This is a genomic window from Gilliamella sp. BG1 (genome assembly GCF_046635625.1).
GTDB classification, from domain to species: Bacteria; Pseudomonadota; Gammaproteobacteria; order Enterobacterales; family Orbaceae; genus Gilliamella; species Gilliamella bombi.
On the sequence record NZ_JBIDFG010000002.1, the window covers coordinates 114173 to 134663 of the forward strand.

A 20491-nucleotide genomic window follows, 5' to 3' on the forward strand; every position below is an offset into this window, starting at 1 on the left:
TTTTTTAAACAAAATAAACAGCACTTATTAATGGCTTGCTAGATAAACCTTAAATTTCGTCGTTTGGGCAATCACTTCAACGCTTTTGAATGTTTCATCTAAAATGGTTTGATACGGTAAAAATGAATTTGCCACAATGCACAAATAACCATTTAATTTTAGGTGTTTTTTTGCTTCTTTGATTAACGTATTAACGGCCGTGTAATCAGTTTGTTTACCATCATGAAAAGGTGGATTCGAAACAATAAGATGATATTTATCATTTAGATTTGAAAAAACGTCACTCGCTACAACTGTGGCATTAACATGATTACGGTTTAACGTGGCTTTACTTGATTCAATTGCTGCACAGCTTACATCAGATGACGTTAGTGCTATATCAGGGTTTAATTTACCTAGCACCGTGGACAAAATGCCCGAACCACATCCCACATCTAATACATTACCTTTAATAATATCAGTACGATCCATCAATGCATTTAACAGTAATTCACTACCAGCATCTAACCCTTTTTGGCTAAAAACACCAGGTAAGCTTTTGATTTCAATATTCTGATTTTCAATAGTTAAATGATAACTTAACCACCATTCATCAAGATCAAATGCTAAACGGCTATCTGCATGAAAATGATATAAACCACAACGTCTCGCGCTATCGATTTTTTGAATTGTACCAAAATCACTCAATAAAGCTTCCACGCTTTTTACACCTGTTCTATTTTCACCTATGATAAAAATATCACTACCTTTTGGCATATTATGCAATAAATAAGAAAGCTGAAATTGTGCTTCGCTTTTAGTTTTTGGCCAATAGTAAATCAGTGTATTCATTCCTACGTAAAAATCCGCTTCTGGCAATAATGAAAAATAGGTGTGATTGCCTCGTGCACTAGCTTTTAGACGTAAATAAGTATGAAATTGTGTGCAATGAATCTTAACTTGATTTGCCGACATAATAGATGGATAATTATCCTGAATATCGCCAGCTATCAGCACATTTTTATCGTTAAAAAATGTTTGGTGACGCTCAAGTACTTGACTTGCTGGGGTAAAAGCAGATGTTGCCATATTTCCTCAATGAAAAACCTTTATAAATTGATGCATTGATTATACAATTAACTATCTTTAATCTCTAATAAAAAACAGTAAGTCAATAATGACACTACAAGATTGGTATCTAAAACAGTGCAACATAACTCAATACGTTTTGAGGAATGCTAATGTTTTCAAAGGTGAAATAGCGACACAAATAAGTGAAGAAATTAGATTGATTGTAGTTGCAGAACAAAAACCAACACAAAAAATCTATTATGATATTTTAAATGCTATCCATCTAACTGAAAAACAAGTATTGTTTTTAACGCCACAACAATTAATTATTCCTGCTGATGAAATTAATACAGTAATTTGGTTTATTGATATTACCTTGGATGAGTCTTGGATTAACCCATTAACTATTCAAACTACCAGTTTAAATCAGCTTGCAAAAGCACCACAACAAAAACGCCTACTATGGCAACAATTATGTCAATATGAAAACTATTTCCATCCTCACCGAACATGATTTAAAAAAAGCTTTTGAATTAGAAAAGATTTGCCATGCAATTCCTTGGTCAAAACAAACATTCTTTTCAAACCAAGGTGAGCGTTATCTCAATTTTAAAATAACGATTAATAACCAAATAGTTGGGTTTTGTATTTGCCAACATGTAGCAGATGAAGCAAATTTATTTAACATTGCAATACATCCCGATTTTAGAAAGCAAGGACTAGCAAGAGAGCTGCTCAATCATTTAATAGATGCGTTAATAACGATAAAATCGCCCTATCCAATCTCAACCCTTTGGCTTGAAGTCAGACAATCAAATACGGCAGCACTTAAGCTTTATCACACGCTGGGATTTAACCAAATAACGATTAGAAAAAATTATTACCCAACAACTAATGGTAAACAAGAAGACGCTATTATCATGGCATATACTTTGGCTTTATGATTTACCAATAAAATGAGCAAAAGGAAAAAAGTGTAATGTCACAAAATAGAGCTTTACTTTTTATTAATGGCGAGCCACCACAACATGACTTTCAACATTTGGATAATTATACTTATATTGCTTGCACAGATGGGGCTTATCATAATTATCTGTCGACTTTGTCAATCGAACCAAACTTTATTATTGGCGATTTAGATAGCTATAATCCTAACAAAGCAATTCCACCTAAAACTAAAATTATTCATACACCTGACCAAAATAAAACTGATTTTGAAAAAGCAATTTTGTTTTTAGCAGGTAAAGGGGTGAAAGCATTTGATGTTTATGGTGCTAGTGGTCATGCTAGTGATCACTTTTTGGGGAATATTTCTGTTGCAATAAGATATTATCATCAGTATCAAATTACCTTTTATGATAATTATTGCCATTTCTTTTTTGCCAAACATCATCAAGAAATAACCAATGTAAAAGATCATATTATTTCACTAATGCCATTTTCGAAAGTAACTGGTGTAACCATTACAGGCTTTCAATACCCCTTAATTGATGCCACATTATCGCTAGGAGGAGTTGTGAGTTTAAGAAACAAAGCGATTAGTGATTTGATTAAAATATCCTTTAAAAACGGTGATTTAATGGTCTTTGTTGAGAATTGAAATAATGTCAATTGACATTTATATTTACATTACTTTACAATCTTCCTTTACAAAAGAAGAAATATAATTGTGGTTCAAGGAAATTCGCCATGCTTCTCAAAAAACTTTCTGTGCTAGTTTGCGCATCTTTCGTTTCTTGTGTTTTTGCCCAAACAAATAATATACAGGATGAAACAGATAAGGTAATTGATACATTTTTGCAATGTGATAATCAGTTTTTTGAACAATTATCTAAACACCAAGAGTCAATAAATCAATACGTTGATTTAGCAACCACTCCCGATAATGTAACTTATATTCCTGTTGAATCTATTCAAAAAACCGACAAAAATAAAGTTATGTTTAAAAAACCACTTAAGTATCATGATTTAGAAATTGTTGGCTATCAAAATATTTATATTCCAACTACTTTATCTGGTCAGTTTCTTTATTGGGGATTTATCTTTGATAACAAGCAAGATGAAATTAAAAGTGCTTTAAGCCATATTAATTGGTTACACTATAGCCAAAATACTTACATAGCAAACGCCAAAATTTATGATAGAAAATCAAAATCTAAAACATGGGAAGATGATATTTATGCCATCGATGGTGTTATTCCAAGGTTTGGTACAATTAATAAAGCGCTTTATTTAGAATCTTCTGCTAATAATCAAAGTAGTATTTTTTGTTCTATTCAAGGCGATTTAGAAAAAGAAACAATTCTTACGACTCGCCCAGATCTAAAACCAATCATCGAAAAACAAGAAGCTGAACTGCAAGAGCGAATTAAAGCAAATCAAGAAAAAATGCAAAAAGAAAAACAACAAACTCAATCACAAGCTAATCCTACAAATACTAACTCAAAAGATGGAGAAAAAATTTAAATGAAAAAGGTCAATTTATTTTTAATTCTCTTTTCTTTTGCAGCATTCAGCCATGCCTCAGGGGAAAAAGCTAATATTGATACGAAAGCAAATGAAAATACTGCTGCTGAAAGTTTAAAAGATCCAAGAGTAGGAGAACAATTCATTCCAACATCAAAAACTAACGACAATAATACTATTGGCTATTCATTTTTAGATAGAAAATCGATCAACCTTCACCCTTTCAACTCCAAAATTCGTGTATTTAGTGAAGTGACTAATTACAGCCCAGCATTGATACAAAAAAATGATGATGGTACAGAGACACCCTATCATTCCATAAAGATCGAATATTATGCCAATTGCGACAAAATGGAGTTAGCAAAAGGAAAACTTAGAACAATCGAAAATAATTTTGGTGATGGAAAATTAGTCAACACAATTGAGATAGCAAACCGTTGGATAGCTATCACTCATGATAACGAGCAATACAAATTACTTGCTATTGCCTGTTCCTTACCACTTGCTAAATAGTAAATCAGTACCTACTTTTACTCTTGCCACCTTGCTGTGGCGGAGTATATCCATTTATGTTAATATCGCTCTATTATTTATTTGAATGAATATCCCTTTATGAATATCACACAATTCCATACCATTACCGAGCAATTATTCAGCAAAATCGAATTATTCTTGGATAATTATGTAAATGAGCATGACATCGATTTAGACTATGAAACAAACGGCAATGTCATCACCATTAGTTTTCCCAATGGTAGTAAAATCATTATTAATACCCAAGAACCACTCTTTCAGGTATGGCTAGCCACTCAAAAACAAGGCTATCATTTTGATTATATCGATAATAATTGGATTTGTAATCGCACCGACAAGTCGTTTGATCAAATTTTTTCTGAATCTGTAAAAGAACAAGCTGAGCTATAATATATAAAAAACGGGAATTAGTTTAACAATTAGTTCCCGTTCAAGAAAGTAGTCACAAATTTTACTTAAAAGAAATCTACAATAAAGTAAGATTTGCTAATTTAACTACTAGCCATTTTATACCTTCATTAACAAAAGCAATTTGTACTCGCTTATGATCACCTTCACCATCAAGATTAACAATAGTTCCTTCACCAAAACGTTTATGTAACACTTTACGACCTAATTTATAACCATCACATTGAGGCTTCTTTTTAGGGTAAGACTTTATTTTTTCAGGCGACATTGTTCCTTGATAACTAATTTCATTTAACTTATCAATAGGTAATTCAGACAAAAAGCGTGAAGGTAAATTACGCTCTTCACGACCATATAGACGCCTTATCTGAGCTAATGATAATGTTAGATACTTACGTGCTCGAGTAATACCTACATAGGCAAGACGACGCTCTTCTTCAAGTTTATCGAAGTCTTGAGAAGATCTTAAGTCTGGGAATATGCCCTCTTCTAGTCCGACAATAAAAACATTATCAAATTCAAGACCTTTAGCAGAATGCAGAGTCATTAGTTGAACGGTATCTTGTTCACTAATTACATCTCTGCTTTCTAATGACGTATATGCTAAAAATGATTCTAAAACAGTTAATGCCTTACCCGTTTCTTTATCTTGAATAAGGTTATTTTCATTAAAGCGATAAAACTGCTCAGCGGCCGATACCAATTCTTCAAGATTTTCCAGCTTTGATTGCCCTTTAATACCAGGCTCTTGCTCATACATTTGCAATATGCCAGATAATTTGATAATAATATCAAGTTGTTTATAAAATGGTTTAAGCTCTGCTTTATCGAAGATTGATTCTATTAATTCCAAAAAACGACCAATCCCAGAGCTTTGCCGTTCAGTAAAAGCATTGGTTTGGATTAGCATTATACATGCATCCCATAATGAAATATTATACTGCTTTGCAGTCAATCTAATTTTATCTAGCGTGACATTACCAATACCTCGAGTTGGGGTATTGATTGTAGCTTCAAACGCCATGTCATTATTGTGGTCATGTAATAGCCGTAAATAAGCAAGCGCTAATTTGACTTCTTGTCGTTCATAAAAACGAATAGATCCATAAATTTGATAAGGTAAACCTGCTTGCAACAATGTATCTTCAAATATACGTGATTGTGCATTATTACGGTACAATATCGCACAGTCTGCGTACTTTCCACCTTCGTCATGGAATTTTTTTATTTGACCAACAACAAATCTTGCCTCATCAATATCATTAAAACCAATATAAAGCGTAATCAGTTCACCGCCGCCTATATCTGTCCATAAAGTTTTACCCAACCGGTTCTGATTTTTCGATATTAAATTATTAGCTACATCTAAAATGTTACCAGTTGAACGATAATTTTGTTCCAACCTAATAATTTCAGTTTCAGGGTAATCGTTTATAAATAATTGGAGATTATCCGCATTAGCACCACGCCAACTGTAAATAGATTGATCGTCATCGCCTACAATCATTACATTAGCTGTATTACCTGCCAGTTTTTGTACCAAACGATATTGGATCTTATTAGTGTCTTGAAATTCATCAATTAAGATATTACAAAAACGATGATGACAATAATTTAAAACGTCTTGATTATGGCAAAGCAGCTCATACGTTCTTAAAATTAATTCTGAAAAATCAACGTATCCAACTCTATCGCAAATAGTCTGGTAGTCTCGATAAATCGCCTGCCACATCACTTGTTTAGGATCTTCAGGAACAATATCTTCCGCTCGGAATCCTTTTTCCTTTTGAGTAGAAATAAAAGCAGCACACTGTTTTGGCGACCATTGTTTTTCGTCGATTTTTAGTTCGTGAAAAATTCGCTTGATAAGCCGAATTTGATCTTCAGTATCAATAAGTTGAAAATTAGGCGGTAACTTAGCTTGCTCAGGAAACATACGTAACAAACGATGAGTAAGCCCATGGAATGTACCCACCCACATACCATTAAAATAACCCTCGCCGACTAATGCTTGAATACGTTCTTGCATTTGAATAGCCGCTTTATTGGTAAAAGTAACCGCAAAAATTGAGCCAGGTGAATAACTCTTTTCAATACAAAGCCAAGCAATACGATGAACTAAAACACGCGTTTTGCCACTCCCTGCACCTGCAAGAACAATTGAATATTGACTATCGGTAGTAACTGCTTTTTGTTGCTCTGTGTTTAGGCCATCTAATAATAATTTATTAATTTCCATTACATGCAAACCTATTTTGATAATAGAAACCGTCAAGTAACATTATTGTTGAAAGAGTTATTAATATTTTCATCATATTCCGAATACGTTTGTCCACTGTGATCTAACAGAATATAAATAAAGACAAAGCTTCTTAGGTAAAAATTTCCATTACTACTAAAGAAACGTATCTTTGCATTTATTTTACTGTTTATTTGTACAGATAAGGAGGTTAATTATAGCAGATTCTCTAATTCTGGCAATTGTGTTATTTCGATGTGAGGTAAACATCTAGTATCATTAAGCTGAAAAATATCCTGATTATAAATATTAATAAAGCAAGCTAAAAAGCCGTTATCAATAGCTCCATTAACATCCGTTAATAAATTGTCACCCACATGTAAAATAGAGTGTGATGGAATATTAAGTTTGTGAGATGCTAAATCAAAAATTTCAGGAAAAGGTTTAGAACGGCCATGTTCACCACCACGTAGTGAAAATTGAAAATAATCACCTATGCCAATTTTGTTAATATCAACGTTACCATTAGTGATAACAGCCAAAGGATATTTAGTGGCTAATTTAGTTAATAGTGTATGCGTTGATTCAGGAACGTTCATCTTGTGCCGCCAAACATTAAAACAACTCATTGCTTCATCGATGACATCAGCAAATTTTGATGCTGGTATATTAGTTTTATTTAATAGCGATGTAATGGTTTGAATTCGCCAAACAATAACATCGTGATAAATTTCAGGGTCAGATGCAAGTACAGCACGCTTTTCAGCAAAATATTCGGGTAAAGTAAGTGTGCGTAATTGTTCATAACCTTGAAGAGTTTTGATCATTTCGTCTTCCGCTTTTTCAACGATCATGCTGTTATTGTATAACGTATCATCTAGATCAAAAGTAAACGCTTTAATCTTATTAATAGATCGATAAAAGTGCATCGTTATTTTCCCCTTTTAGCGCGTGGATGGGCTGAATCATAAACTTCAGATAAATGCGAAAAATCTAAATGCGTATAGACTTGGGTCGTTGATAAATCAGCATGCCCTAACAATTCTTGTACTGCACGCAAATCACCACTTGATTCTAGCATATGAGTTGCAAATGAATGACGTAATTTGTGAGGGTGAACATGACTGCTTAACCCTTGTTTGATTCCCCACTGAGCAAACCGTTTTTCAACATTTCGCGGTGAAATACGCTTACCCAATTTGGAAATAAATAAAGCATCATCTTGTGGTGTTAAAAAATTCCGCATTGACAACCAGTGTTTAATCCATTTGATAGATTCTCGACCTAATGGCAATTTTCGCTCTTTATTCCCCTTACCCATTACGCGAATTTCACCATCAACAAGATTCAATTCTTGACAGTTAAGACCGACTAATTCAGAAAGGCGTAACCCTGAACCATACATAACTTCAAGCATAGTTCTATCACGAACAGAAAGCGGATCATTATGATCAATATCAAGCAGTTGATTAATTTCGTCAATATCAATATTTTTGGGTAAGTGTTGACCTAATTTTGGATTTAGCACGCCTCGAGCTGGATTAGCGGTAAGCTGCTCGTTTTTTACCATCCAATCACAAAAACTACGCAAAGCAGAAAGTCTTAATGATAAGCTTCTTGCTTGTAAGCCCGTCTGTTTGCTACGACTGATTAACAATCTAACTGCGGATGAATCCAAATTTTGCCAGTTCGAGATTTCAACTTCACTTGCCAACGAAATAAGTGCATAAAGTTGACGTCGATAATTAATCTGAGTATTTAAGCTTAGTTGCTTTTCTGACTTTAAATAATTTAAAAATTGATCAACAGGCAACTTTAATGCCGTATTATCATTTTTATTAGGCTGCATAATGCTATGTCCTTATTTTGTTCGCATAATCCATCTGCTAATTAAAATCGGTAAAATTTCACTCATTTTTTCAAGTAATAATGTACCTTGTCCTGCTTGATAATGTTCGGAATTAGCACTAGTAAACATTAAAAGCCCCAAATCACCAAATTGACCTAACAAAGATAATGCCACTGAGCCAACATAACCGTGTTCATCAGGTAATAAAAAATCAAGCTCAGTTGAATTTAATGTACCTAAATACTGTTGACTGTACTGGAAATGTCTAACACGAATAAAATCAAATTGTGATGAATCTAAAGCTATATGATGGTAATTTGATGGCGCATTAAGCAACCATTTGTCACCAAAAAGATATAAATAAGCACCACTAAGTCCTAATGATTTAGCCCATGTGTTTAATAAAACAATAAGTTGATTTAGATCCTGTGCTTTAATTAATTCAATTTGCAGATCCATTAGCTGATTAAACAACAATTCGTTGGCACTGGCATGTTCCAATAATAATGAAATTTCGCACTCTAATTGGTTAATTTTATTGCGCTGACGCGCCATGTTCCATTCTGGTAAAGAAATCATTCCCCTGACAGGATGAGGCACTTGCATACACTCAACATACCGGGCATTTCTCATAAAAAAATCTGGATTATCAATAATATATTGACAAACGATTTCATCATTTAATTTTAATGATGAAGACGATCGCCGAGCTTTTTTTACTCTTAAATTTTGTGTATTTTTACCAACCATAATTAGCGTCTATTGTATTACCGTGTTATCTCATGTTTCTACTGTTTTTTTCGGTTAAAGATAAAAACTTCAATAAAATCAATACCAAACCTGAATGTTTTTTGCCTTGTTATTTTCTGTCAACAAGTTTTAGAATCTATTGGGAGGATGATGTTAAAGTTAAGTAGCAATAAAACCATCATATACATGTGTAGCAGGTCCAGTCATATAAAGTGGTTGATTTCCACCTTTCCATTCAATTAATAATTTGCCACCAGGTAAATTGACATTAACTTGTTGGTTTAATAGTCCTTGATTGATGCCTACTGCTACTGCGGCACAGGCACCAGTACCACAAGCTTGTGTTTCGCCAACCCCACGTTCAAATACACGTAAATTAATGTTATTGCGATCAATAATATGCATAAATCCAATATTGGCACGTTCAGGAAAGCGTTCATGTTGTTCTAATAACGGACCTAGTGTTGCCACTTCTGCGGTTAGAATATTATCGACTTGAACAACACAATGAGGATTGCCCATAGATGCAACACCACATAATATAGTCTGTTCTTGTGCTCGGATTATATAAGTTTTTTCTTCTTTTATAGCTTTGAAAGGAATTTTGTTAGGTTCAAAAATAGGCTGTCCCATATTAACACGCACAGTATTATCATCATTTACGGTTAAAACAATATTGCCTTTCATGGTACTAACTTTTAACACTCGTTTTCGGCTAAGGCCTTTTAAACGAACAAAACGTGCAAAACAGCGAGCCCCATTACCACATTGCTCAACTTCAGAACCATCTGAATTAAAAATACGATAATGAAAATCACTATCTGGTACATAAGGTGGCTCAACAATAAGAAGTTGATCAAACCCGACACCAGTATATCGATCTGCCATACGTTTAATCATTTCTGTCGAAAGATGAACATTTTGCGTCACAGCATCAATAACCATAAAATCATTTCCGAGTCCATGCATTTTTGAAAAGTTCATCGCTAGTTTACCTTCTGTTGTCAAACATGTTTTTATTTTTAACTTTTAGTCTAAACTGGTTACCAACATCAACTAAAAGAGGAATGCTATTATAATTAAGCATTCAATAACCTGTTAAATATTATAAAACTACTTCACCTCGCCATAAATCATCGAAGGATTCACGCTGGCGAATTAATTTATGTTGTTTATCATCAATAAGCATCACTTCTGCTGGTCGTAAATGGCTATTATAATTTGATGCCATACTAAAGCCATAAGCACCAGCACTACAAATTACCAACAAATCATCTTGTTTAACCGAAAGCTCACGCTGATAAGCCAACACATCGCTAGATTCGCAAATAGGTCCCACAACATTATAGACCAAAAATTCATCACCAGTTTGTGGTTGCTTTTCAGGTAACACTCTCATCCAAGCATCGTAAAGAGCGGGACGAATTAAGTCATTCATACCTGCATCGACAATTGCAAAATGGTTATTATCTTGGTGTTTGGTATATTCCACCTTAGTAATTAGCAACCCTGAATTAGCAACAATCGAACGCCCTGGTTCGAACAAAATTTCAATATCAGGATAATCAACTAATTTGTTCTTAAGTTCGGTTACAAGTTGCGATGCTGTTGGTGGTTGTTCGTTATCATAACAGACCCCTAAACCTCCACCTAAATCAATATGTTCAATTACAATATTATTAGATTGCAATTTATCAACTAAAGCGAGTATACGATCGGCAGCATCAAGAAATGGTGACAATTGAGTTAATTGAGAGCCAATATGGCAATCAATACCAACGATTTTAATGTTAGCTAATGAGCTTGCTTTTCGATAAACATTTAAAGCTAACTCATAGCTAATACCAAATTTATTTTCGCGAAGACCTGTTGAAATATAAGGATGTGTTTTAGCATCCACATCAGGATTGATTCTCAATGAAATCGGTGCAATTTTACCTAATCTTTTAGCAACTTCATCAACTCGGTATAATTCAGCCTCAGATTCAACATTAAAGCACTTAATACCAACTTCAAGCGCACGTTCAATTTCAACTATTGATTTAGCAACACCTGAAAAGACAATTTTTTTAGGATCTGCTCCTGCTTTTAATACTCGTTCTAACTCACCTTGTGAAACAATATCAAAACCAGCACCCAGTTTTGCAAGTAAACTCAAAACAGCCAAATTACTATTAGCTTTAACCGCATAACAAACCAAATGTTTATTATTAACCAAAGCATGTTCATACTCTAAAAACTGTTTACTTATGTATTCGGCCGAATAAACATATAATGGTGTACCATACTGCTTAGCAAGATCCGCTATCGCTATCTGATTGGCAAATAAACGACTTTGTTGATAATTTAAAAAATCCATCATGTTATTCCATTATGCAATTTAAATAAATAAACCAGATTGAATTGAAGCAGTTGTTAGTTTTGTTTGTTGCATTGCTGTTTTTTCAACTGGATGATAAAGCGGACCTTTTAATCCACATCCTACTAATGCCAATGTAACAAAACAGATAGGGAGTAATTTTATAGTTGATTTCATACAATATCCGCAATTCTTTCCATTTTTTATAATACTATCTATATTACACGATAGGCACAATGCTGCAAAGCGCAAATCATCATGCGAACATAAACAGATATATAAAATAAGTAAATATATTAAATTAAAGGTACAAGACTACATTCTACACATCAAATTACTATGCAATAAACCGTTACACAATTTGTAGATATGATTCAGATTGATAATTTCAAAACTTATCAGAAAAAATCAGCTAAGTTTTATGCATTAATATACTTTTCACGATTTGGAAGCCAACAATCAACTAATTGTTCAGCACTGTGTGGATGGTTTTTTTGGATGTCATAAGATATATTTTGAATTTCACTAATCAAATGCTGGTCGCGAATCAAATCAACAACTTTAAAATTAGCTGTACCCATTTGCCGAGTCCCTAAAATTTCACCACCACCACGAAGTTCAAGATCTTTTTGGGCAATAACAAATCCATCAGTACTTTCACGCATTACCTTCATGCGTGCTTGAGCAACTTTACTTAGAGGAGCTTGATACATTAATACACAATGAGATACTGCCGTGCCACGTCCAACTCGCCCACGCAACTGATGTAACTGAGCTAAACCTAAACGTTCTGCATTTTCGATAATCATTAAACTAGCATTAGGAACATCAACACCAACTTCAATAACTGTTGTAGCAACCAGCAGTTGAATTTTTCCTGCTTTAAACTCTTGCATAACTGATTGTTTTAAATCAGACTTCATTTTACCATGCACTAACGCAATATTTAAATGCGGCAAACGCATTTGCAATTCTGCAACCAGCATTTCAGCCGCTTGTGCGTCAAGTATTTCGGACTCTTCGACCAAAGTACACACCCAATAAACTTGGCGGTTTGCTAAGCAAGCTTGATTTACACGTTCAATAATTTCATCTCGGCGATTATTAGGTATTACAACTGTGTTAATTGGTGTTCTTCCGGGTGGTAATTCATCAATAACAGAAACATCTAAATCAGCATAAATGGTCATGGCTAATGTTCTTGGAATAGGCGTTGCCGTCATAATTAATTGATGCGGATAAAGATGATCTTTAATTCCTTTTTCCCAAAGACTTAGGCGTTGATTAACACCAAATCGATGCTGTTCATCAATGATGACAAGACCTAAAGAGGTAAATTCTACTTTATCAACAAATACTGCATGAGTACCAATTAACATAGTAATTTCACCCTTTTGAAGGCGCTCATAACGCTGTCGCTTATTTTTGGCGGTTAATCTTCCTGACAACCAATCAACACTAATTCCCAACGGCCCAAACCAAGTACTAAAATTATTATAATGTTGCTCGGCTAATATTTCTGTTGGTGCCATCAAAACCACTTGGCAACCATTTTCAATTGCATTCAACGCTGCTAAAGCTGCTACTAATGTTTTACCAGAACCAACATCACCTTGAATTAATCGCATCATAGGTACTGGTTTTGCCATATCGAGATAAATCTCTTGCACAACTCGCTGTTGAGCATGGGTTGGCGTGAAAGGTAATGATGATAAAAACGGGTTGATCAAGCGTTGAGTTGGGGAAAACAAGTGTGCCTGCTGTCTTTGATTATGTTTTTTTATCATTAACATACTCAGATGATAAGCAATCAATTCCTCAAAAATAAACCGCTTAATAGCTGGGTGATCACCCGACTCCAACTGTTCAATCTCAGTATCAATGGGGGGATTGTGAATAATATTTAAAGAATCAAAAGCCGACAAAAACCGATAAGCCAACTGAGGAGGTAAAACTTCTTCTGAAGGATTATTTTTCAACAAAATTAGCGCAGCCATAATTGACCGTCGAATCACAGCCTGAGTTAATCCATAAGTAGTTGAATAAATAGGTGTGTATCTTTCTTGATCATCTTCTAACTTGATAGATTTTTCGTCTCGACTTGTTTTTAATTTAAATTGCGGATGAATTATTTCAAGATAATTTTTACCGCGTTTTATTTCACCATAAGCACTGATCCATTTACCTTTAATTAGCGAAGCCTTCATACTAGCAGTAAAATGCATAAATCGTAATATTGCAATACCAGAATCATCTTGAACGTAACAAACTAGCATTTGTTTGCGACCAAAAGCAATTTCACTTTTAATAATAACACCTTCAATTGTCGTAAATTCGCCAATATTGGCGTCAGCAATAGCACAAGATGAAGTACGATCTTCATAACGTAAAGGAAAATGCAATAACAGATCTTTAACGGTATAGATACCTAATGTATTGAATTTTTTTTCTAGACTTTCACCAATCCCCGTTAGTTTTATCAACGGCAAATGGTCGAAAAAACGATTTATCATAATGACTAATTTATATTTCGTTTAACACTTACTACATCAGGTTGTAGTAACATTTTACGAATTAATTCATTAAGTTGCTGGGTATTTTTTACTTCTATCTGTAGAATAACAGTATAAATCTGCCTATCTTTTTCTTCGGTATTTAGCCATTGCAAGCGAGTATTTTCGTCATTAATAATTGAAAGTATATGCGCCAAAGAACCCTGAGTATTTAAAATATCGAGCCAAATTTCAGCAACAAAACGTTGAGAAATATCGGGAGCCCATTTAAGTGAGATATATTTTTCTGGATTATTTTGATAACCAGTAACATTTCGACAAGATTCATGATGCACAATTAACCCCTTCTCTGGACTAACATGCCCAACAATAGGATCATTAGGAATTGGATGACAACACTTAGAAAATGTAACAGAAACTCCTTCACTGCCAGTAATAACAAGAGTTTTATTTGACTCTGATTTATTTTGCAGCAGCGCTTTATGTTCTAAACCTTTGGCAATAAAATGGCTCATAATATTACCTAATCCGATTTCGACTAAGACATCATCAAAATTGGACAATTTGGCTAACTCAACCACTCTAGCCTTTTGGCTTTCTGACAGTCCACTAATACCGCCTGATTTAACTAACGAAAGATTCAATAAACGTCGACCCAATTCAATTGCATCTTCACGCTTAAGAGTTTTAAGCGCCTGACGAATACGCGACTTCGCTCTAGCACTAACCACAAAATTTAACCAACTAGCATTAGGATGGCCCTCAGGGGAAGTAATAATTTCAACTGTTTGCCCACTGCTTAATGGTTGTGATAAAGGATAAGGTTTACGATCAACAATTGCGCCAATGCATTGATAACCAATATCAGAATGGACTGCATAAGCAAGATCAACTGCGGTAGCTCCTTCTGGTAATTGCACAATACGTCCTTTGGGAGTAAAAACGTAAATTTCTTTAGGAAACAAATCAGATTTAACATTTTCGATAAATTCGAAAGAATTCCCTACGCTTTGTTGCAATTCTAACAGGCTTTGCATCCAGCGCTGAGCTTTAATTTGCGCAGTAGTATTGTTTAATTCATCAACTGCATTATACGCCCAATGAGCAGCAACACCCATTTCAGCCATTTGATCCATATCTTCGGTACGAATTTGGACTTCAACTGGTGTACCGTGAGGGCCTATTAACGATGAATGCAATGATTGGTAGCCATTTGCTTTGGGAATAGCGATATAATCTTTAAAACGATTAAGACGTGGTTTATACAAATTATGTACCAGTCCAAGAGCACGATAACAACCATCAACATCTTTTACCACAATTCTAAAAGTGTAAATATCCATGATAGAATGAAAATGTTGTTCACGTAGTTTCATCTTTTGATAAATAACATAGATATTTTTCTCGATACCAGTAACTTCTGCATCAATATGAGCGTCATGTAATCGCCCACGGATTTCAGACAAAATTTGTTGAATTAGCTCTTTTCGCGTATTTCGCGCTGTTTTAACGACTTTTTCAATCACTTTAGCTCGATTTGGATGCATTGCTGTAAAGCCCAAAATCTCAAGTTCTGTTTTGATGTGATTGATACCTAAACGATGAGCCAAAGGTGCGTAAATTTCAAGGGTTTCTTTAGCAATGCGACGACGTTTATCAGGTCTTAAAGCACTAAGTGTACGCATGTTATGCGTACGATCAGCAAGTTTAATTAAAATTACACGCACATCCTCAGTCATAGCAAGCACCATTTTCCGAAAATTTTCAGCTTGTGCTTCTTGCCTGTTACGGAATTTTAATTTATCAAGTTTAGAGACACCTTCGACTAAAATGGCAACATGTTTACCAAATTTGTCGGTAATATCTTGAAAAGTGACAGGAGTGTCTTCAATAGTATCGTGTAAAAGTGCGGCAATAACTGTTTCATAATCAAGCCGCATCTCAGCTAGATATGTTGCAACTGCAACTGGGTGAGTAATATAAGGTTCACCACTACATCGGAATTGCCCTTCATGTGCATTTTTAGCAAAAAGATAAGCATCTTGTATCAATTCGACTTGTTTAGACGGAAGATAAGATGCTACAACCTCTTTTAAGCCATCAAAATATTGCATAAGCAATTCCTGTAAAGCTTATTCGTATGATGGTGTGTTTTCGAGAAGAATCGACTCATGAAGTGTTGCTCGTGTTTCTTCCTCTTTGTTTTGACGAGCTTGAAAATCAGCAATATCAAGAATCTGTTTATTAACAAGACCATTTTCAATTTCACGTAAAGCAATAACAGTTTCTTTGTCGTTCTCTTCAGGAACATGTGGTGATTTATTTTCCACTTGTAATTGACGAGCGCGTCTCGCTGCTACAAGAACGAGATCAAAGCGATTACCAATTTTTTCTACTGCATCTTGAACAGTTACACGTGCCATTTTTACCTCTAATTTTTTACTAAAATACTTTATTTGAAAGATCTAATATTGTACTTAAATTTGTAGGCGATTGTCTATATTAATATTACTTTATCTGTCAATAATTGAGAAATGTCAGATAATTAAAACAGATCCTACATATTTGATGAGTAGTCATGATAAATGTTCAGATTCATCATCAGTTTTATTATCCATATGGCCCTTACTTTGAGCTAACTTAACTGCAAAATAAAGATCATAAGCAAACTCGATATACTCATCATCAAGCTTAATATTCATCTGTTTAAACCAATTTTTAAGTGTTTTACGTCGACCAGATAAAATTAGGGTAACATTTCTTACTTTTAAAGACTTCACTAATTCATCAATTCCCGACAGCACACTCACATCTTTATAAGTAAAACAAGGGATTGCATCGACAATAACATAGCTTATTGGATCACTAGACTCATCAATATAACTGATAATTCTTCGTTTAAAATAAGCGATATTGAAATAAGTTAGCGGAGAATTAAATCGATAAATCATTGTATTACTGATCGGTTGCACATTTTGGCTTATGGAATGAATCCGACCACTTTCATCAACACCTAATAACTGATCTTTAGGTCTAAATACTCGACGTAAAAATAAAAATAACCCCAGTAGTACCGCTAACGCCATACCAGGAATAATCCCTATAACAAGTACTGAAATAAGTGTTATCAAACTCAAATAAAAAGCGTCTCGATCAAATTTAAAAAAGCGAACGATGGTTTGAAAATTAATGAGTGAAATTGAAGAATATATTAAAATAACCCCTAACACACAAGTTGGAATATATTGTAAAGGCGAAAGGAAAAACAATACCACAATACCAATTAATATTGCTGCAATAATCGAAACTAGTTGCGTTTTACCTCCATTTGCATCATTTACAGCTGTTCTTGATGATGTACCACTAACAACAAACCCTTGTGATAACCCTGCTACAATATTAGCTATACCTAACGCTTTAAATTCAACATCGGCATTGGTTTCATAGTTATTTTTTGAGGCAAAACTGCGTACTGTTATCATCATACTAACAAAACAGATGATAGCGATATTAAGCGAAGGCACAACTAAATCACGCATTAAACCTTTATCAAAATCAAGCCATGATTCGGCAGGAATAAAATCACTGCTCACATTACCTATAATACGAATATTAAAATGATCAAAATTAAACAACCATGAAAATATCGTCATCACAATAACAGCTAACAGTGGCCCAGGATATTGTGGTCTTAATCGCTTTAAACCGACTAAAATCAGCAAAGTAAAAAATGAAACTAGTGCTGTTGCTATATGTATTTGGGGTATTTTAAATGGAAAATAAACAATTCGCTCAATCAAATAGGAATAATCATAACCAAACCCGAGTGTTTTAGCTAATTGATCAACCATAATAGTAATTGAAATACCATTAAGCAAACCAATTAAAATAGGTTGACTAAGTAAATCAGCCAACGCACCTAGATGCAACTTTCCGGCAATGATACACCAAATACCTATCATAATTGTTAATATAATAACCAATTGCCAACGCAATACGGGATCATTAGCCGCTAACGGAAACACAACAGCAGCAACCACCGCACAAGTTGCTGTATCAGGCCCAACAATTAGTTGTCTAGAAGAGCCAAAAAGCGCATATACAATTAAAGGTAAAATAGTTGAATATAGTCCAGCTATTGCGCCAACTCCTGTCAATTCAGCATAAGCAATGGACACAGGTAACGAAACAGCAGCAACCGATAAACCCGCTTTAAGGTCAAAAGTAAAATATTCTCGCTTATATTGTAATAAACTGCTTAACCCCGGCATCCACGAAGTTATTTTATGAAAAAAAGTACTATGTAAAAACCTGCCCATACTGCTCCTTATTTCCCTGCTATACTCATATTATCAATCAAAATTGAACCACATTGAATATTTGTTCTTGTTTCAACATCATTACCTATTGCGACAATATTTTTATACATATCTTTCAGATTACCAGCAATAGTAATTTCATTAACTGGATATTGAATTTTTCCATTTTCAACCCAAAAGCCAGTAGCCCCACGTGAATAATCACCCGTCACACTATTAACACCTTGCCCCATCAACGAAGTCACCAAAATGCCTTTATCGAGTTTTTTAAGCATATCATCAAAACTTATATTATTTTGGCTTGGTGATACAAACCAATTGTGAATACCACCGGCATGGCCTGTTGATGTTAAGCCCAATTTACGTGCAGAATAATTACCTAGTAAATAAGTTTGCAGCACGCCTTGCTCAACAATATTACGTTGAACGGTTTTGGTCCCCTCACTATCAAAAGGCGATGATCCAACGCCTTTTAAAATAAAAGGATCCTCATAAATAGTTAACCAATTAGGAAAAATCACCTTCCCTACACTATTTAAAAGAAAAGAAGATTTACGATAAATGGCACCGCCACTTATAGCACCTACTAAATGCCTAATGAGTCCAACGGCAACTTCTGCACTAAATAACACAGGAGTTTGCATTGTTGCGATCTGTTTAGCGCCTAAATGTGAGATCGCCCTATCAGCCGCCTGCACACCAATCCAATCAGCGGACTTAAGCTGACTATAATCACGTGATGAAGTATAAGCATAATTACTTTCCATCTGCCCTGCTTGTTGAGCAATAACTGAGCATGAAAGTGAATGTGAACTTGCGCAATAACCTTGCAACATCCCCAAACTATTACCATAAACATAAACGCCATAGCGACTACTAAAATAACCGCCATCAGAATTAATCAATTTGGAATGATTTAACGCAGTTAATTCGGCTTGTTTAGCCTGTTCAATGGCATTATCAACGTTCAAATCACTAGGATGAAATAAATCTAAATCGGGTGGATTAAATGCCATTTGACTCACATCACCCAAACCTGAACAAGGATCTGGCGAAGTATATTGCATAATATCAATCGCCATATTCACCGTTTGCAAAATAGCCTGAGAAGACAAATCATTGGTAGAAGCACTCCCTTTACGTTTATTTTGATAAACAGTAATAGATAACGCACCATCACTATTAAATTCAACATTCTCGGTTTCACCCATGCGAGTGCTAACATTAATACCTGTTGACTTATTAATCGATACCTCAACTTCATCAACACGTGACTTTGCTTGCTCAATAGCATTAGCAACAATTGCCGATAAAGTTTCTTTTTGATTTAAAGCTTCTTTTTTAATCTGTTCAATACTCATTTTATTATTTTCTACAATTCTGCTAGCGATACGCTATAATAAGCTAGAATTACACAATAGTTAACAAAAGAAATAACATGAATTACAATCAAGAGACAAATCTAGAACCCAACTTCGCTATTGACACTGAAGATGACGAAATCATCTACGTTAGTAAAAGTGAAATTAAACGTGATGCTGAAGCTTTAAAAAAATTAGGGATTGAACTTGTCAAGCTAAGCAAAAACGAACTTGAAAAAATTCCTCTCGATGAAGATCTCACTTATGCAATTGGACTTGCGCAGAAAATAAAAAAAGAAGGGTATCGCCGCCAAATTCAATACATTGGTAAACTGCTGCGTAACCGAGATATTGACCCAATTAGTCAAGCACTTGATAAACTTAAAAATCGCCATAATCAGCAAATCGCCCTATTTCACAAACTTGAAAAACTTCGTGATGAATTGATTGCAACTGGCGATGCCGAAACTATTATCGGTTTGTACCCAACTGCCGATCGTCAGCAATTACGAACCTTAGCCCGTTTAGCAAAAAAAGAGCAAGAAACAAACAAGCCAACCAAAACGGCAAGACAAATTTTTCAATATTTAAAAGAATTGAGCGACACTGAATAATCTTTATAAGGTGCGCTTATTATTATTCA

20 protein-coding genes are annotated in these 20491 nt (G+C 34.5%); 7 read left to right on the top strand and 13 right to left on the bottom strand.

Annotated features, from left to right (window positions below; genetic code table 11):
* Positions 1–27 precede the first annotated feature (27 nt).
* Positions 28–1068, bottom strand: a complete 1041-nt coding sequence (gene rsmC / locus ACGH80_RS01310) for a 16S rRNA (guanine(1207)-N(2))-methyltransferase RsmC (protein ID WP_411630433.1) — start codon at positions 1066–1068, stop codon at positions 28–30.
* 88 nt (positions 1069–1156) lie between these two features.
* Between rsmC and ACGH80_RS01315 the strand changes: the two genes are divergently transcribed.
* The 6 genes from ACGH80_RS01315 to cyaY all read left to right on the top strand — a co-directional run bounded on the left by ACGH80_RS01315 (position 1157) and on the right by cyaY (position 4440).
* Positions 1157–1564, top strand: coding sequence for a DNA polymerase III subunit psi (locus ACGH80_RS01315; protein WP_085165670.1), 408 nt, complete (start codon positions 1157–1159; stop codon positions 1562–1564).
* Complete coding sequence (gene rimI, locus ACGH80_RS01320; RefSeq protein WP_085165672.1) at positions 1533–1994, top strand: ribosomal protein S18-alanine N-acetyltransferase; 462 nt, start codon at positions 1533–1535, stop codon at positions 1992–1994. Before ACGH80_RS01315 ends, rimI begins: the two co-directional genes overlap by 32 nt.
* Positions 1995–2029: 35 nt before the next feature.
* Positions 2030–2650 (top strand): thiamine diphosphokinase, encoded by a 621-nt coding sequence (locus ACGH80_RS01325; RefSeq protein WP_296301107.1) that lies wholly within the window; start codon positions 2030–2032, stop codon positions 2648–2650.
* A gap of 89 nt (positions 2651–2739) precedes the next feature.
* Positions 2740–3516, top strand: a complete 777-nt coding sequence (locus ACGH80_RS01330) for a hypothetical protein (RefSeq protein WP_411630434.1) — start codon at positions 2740–2742, stop codon at positions 3514–3516.
* Complete coding sequence (locus ACGH80_RS01335; protein ID WP_411630435.1) at positions 3517–4029, top strand: surface-adhesin E family protein; 513 nt, start codon at positions 3517–3519, stop codon at positions 4027–4029.
* Between the two features lie 99 nt (positions 4030–4128).
* On the top strand, positions 4129–4440 hold the full coding sequence (gene cyaY, locus ACGH80_RS01340; RefSeq protein WP_296301105.1) for an iron donor protein CyaY: 312 nt from the start codon (positions 4129–4131) through the stop codon (positions 4438–4440).
* 76 nt (positions 4441–4516) lie between these two features.
* On the opposite strand, the gene uvrD is transcribed toward cyaY, so the two are convergent.
* From uvrD to pmbA, 12 genes are all read right to left on the bottom strand, one after another.
* Positions 4517–6697, bottom strand: a complete 2181-nt coding sequence (uvrD, locus tag ACGH80_RS01345; RefSeq protein WP_411630436.1) for a DNA helicase II — start codon at positions 6695–6697, stop codon at positions 4517–4519.
* 215 nt (positions 6698–6912) lie between these two features.
* A complete protein-coding gene (yigB, locus tag ACGH80_RS01350) occupies positions 6913–7626 on the bottom strand; it encodes a 5-amino-6-(5-phospho-D-ribitylamino)uracil phosphatase YigB (protein WP_034912504.1) in 714 nt (237 codons plus the stop codon).
* A 2-nt stretch (positions 7627–7628) separates the two neighbouring features.
* Positions 7629–8546 (bottom strand): tyrosine recombinase XerC, encoded by a 918-nt coding sequence (gene xerC, locus ACGH80_RS01355; protein WP_065589354.1) that lies wholly within the window; start codon positions 8544–8546, stop codon positions 7629–7631.
* 12 nt (positions 8547–8558) lie between these two features.
* Positions 8559–9296 carry a DUF484 family protein gene (locus ACGH80_RS01360; protein ID WP_174799451.1) on the bottom strand — a complete coding sequence of 246 codons (738 nt, stop codon included), beginning with the start codon at positions 9294–9296 and terminating at the stop codon, positions 8559–8561.
* A 159-nt stretch (positions 9297–9455) separates the two neighbouring features.
* The gene (dapF, locus tag ACGH80_RS01365) at positions 9456–10280 is read right to left on the bottom strand and encodes a diaminopimelate epimerase (protein ID WP_174799450.1); all 825 of its coding nucleotides are present in this window, start codon (positions 10278–10280) and stop codon (positions 9456–9458) included.
* A gap of 121 nt (positions 10281–10401) precedes the next feature.
* Positions 10402–11655, bottom strand: a complete 1254-nt coding sequence (gene lysA / locus ACGH80_RS01370) for a diaminopimelate decarboxylase (RefSeq protein WP_174799468.1) — start codon at positions 11653–11655, stop codon at positions 10402–10404.
* Between the two features lie 21 nt (positions 11656–11676).
* Positions 11677–11832, bottom strand: coding sequence for an LPS translocon maturation chaperone LptM (lptM, locus tag ACGH80_RS01375; protein WP_141672655.1), 156 nt, complete (start codon positions 11830–11832; stop codon positions 11677–11679).
* Positions 11833–12074: 242 nt separating this feature from the next.
* Positions 12075–14168, bottom strand: a complete 2094-nt coding sequence (gene recG, locus ACGH80_RS01380) for an ATP-dependent DNA helicase RecG (protein ID WP_174799449.1) — start codon at positions 14166–14168, stop codon at positions 12075–12077.
* A gap of 5 nt (positions 14169–14173) precedes the next feature.
* Complete coding sequence (gene spoT, locus ACGH80_RS01385; protein ID WP_174799448.1) at positions 14174–16282, bottom strand: bifunctional GTP diphosphokinase/guanosine-3',5'-bis pyrophosphate 3'-pyrophosphohydrolase; 2109 nt, start codon at positions 16280–16282, stop codon at positions 14174–14176.
* 18 nt (positions 16283–16300) lie between these two features.
* Entirely contained in the window at positions 16301–16591 is a 291-nt protein-coding gene (gene rpoZ / locus ACGH80_RS01390) for a DNA-directed RNA polymerase subunit omega (protein ID WP_174799447.1), read from the bottom strand.
* Between the two features lie 153 nt (positions 16592–16744).
* Entirely contained in the window at positions 16745–18487 is a 1743-nt protein-coding gene (locus ACGH80_RS01395; RefSeq protein WP_411630437.1) for a SulP family inorganic anion transporter, read from the bottom strand.
* Between the two features lie 8 nt (positions 18488–18495).
* Positions 18496–19848, bottom strand: coding sequence for a metalloprotease PmbA (pmbA, locus tag ACGH80_RS01400; RefSeq protein WP_411630438.1), 1353 nt, complete (start codon positions 19846–19848; stop codon positions 18496–18498).
* Positions 19849–19925: 77 nt separating this feature from the next.
* Between pmbA and yjgA the strand changes: the two genes are divergently transcribed.
* Positions 19926–20462, top strand: coding sequence for a ribosome biogenesis factor YjgA (gene yjgA / locus ACGH80_RS01405; RefSeq protein WP_065589289.1), 537 nt, complete (start codon positions 19926–19928; stop codon positions 20460–20462).
* Positions 20463–20491: the final 29 nt, after the last annotated feature.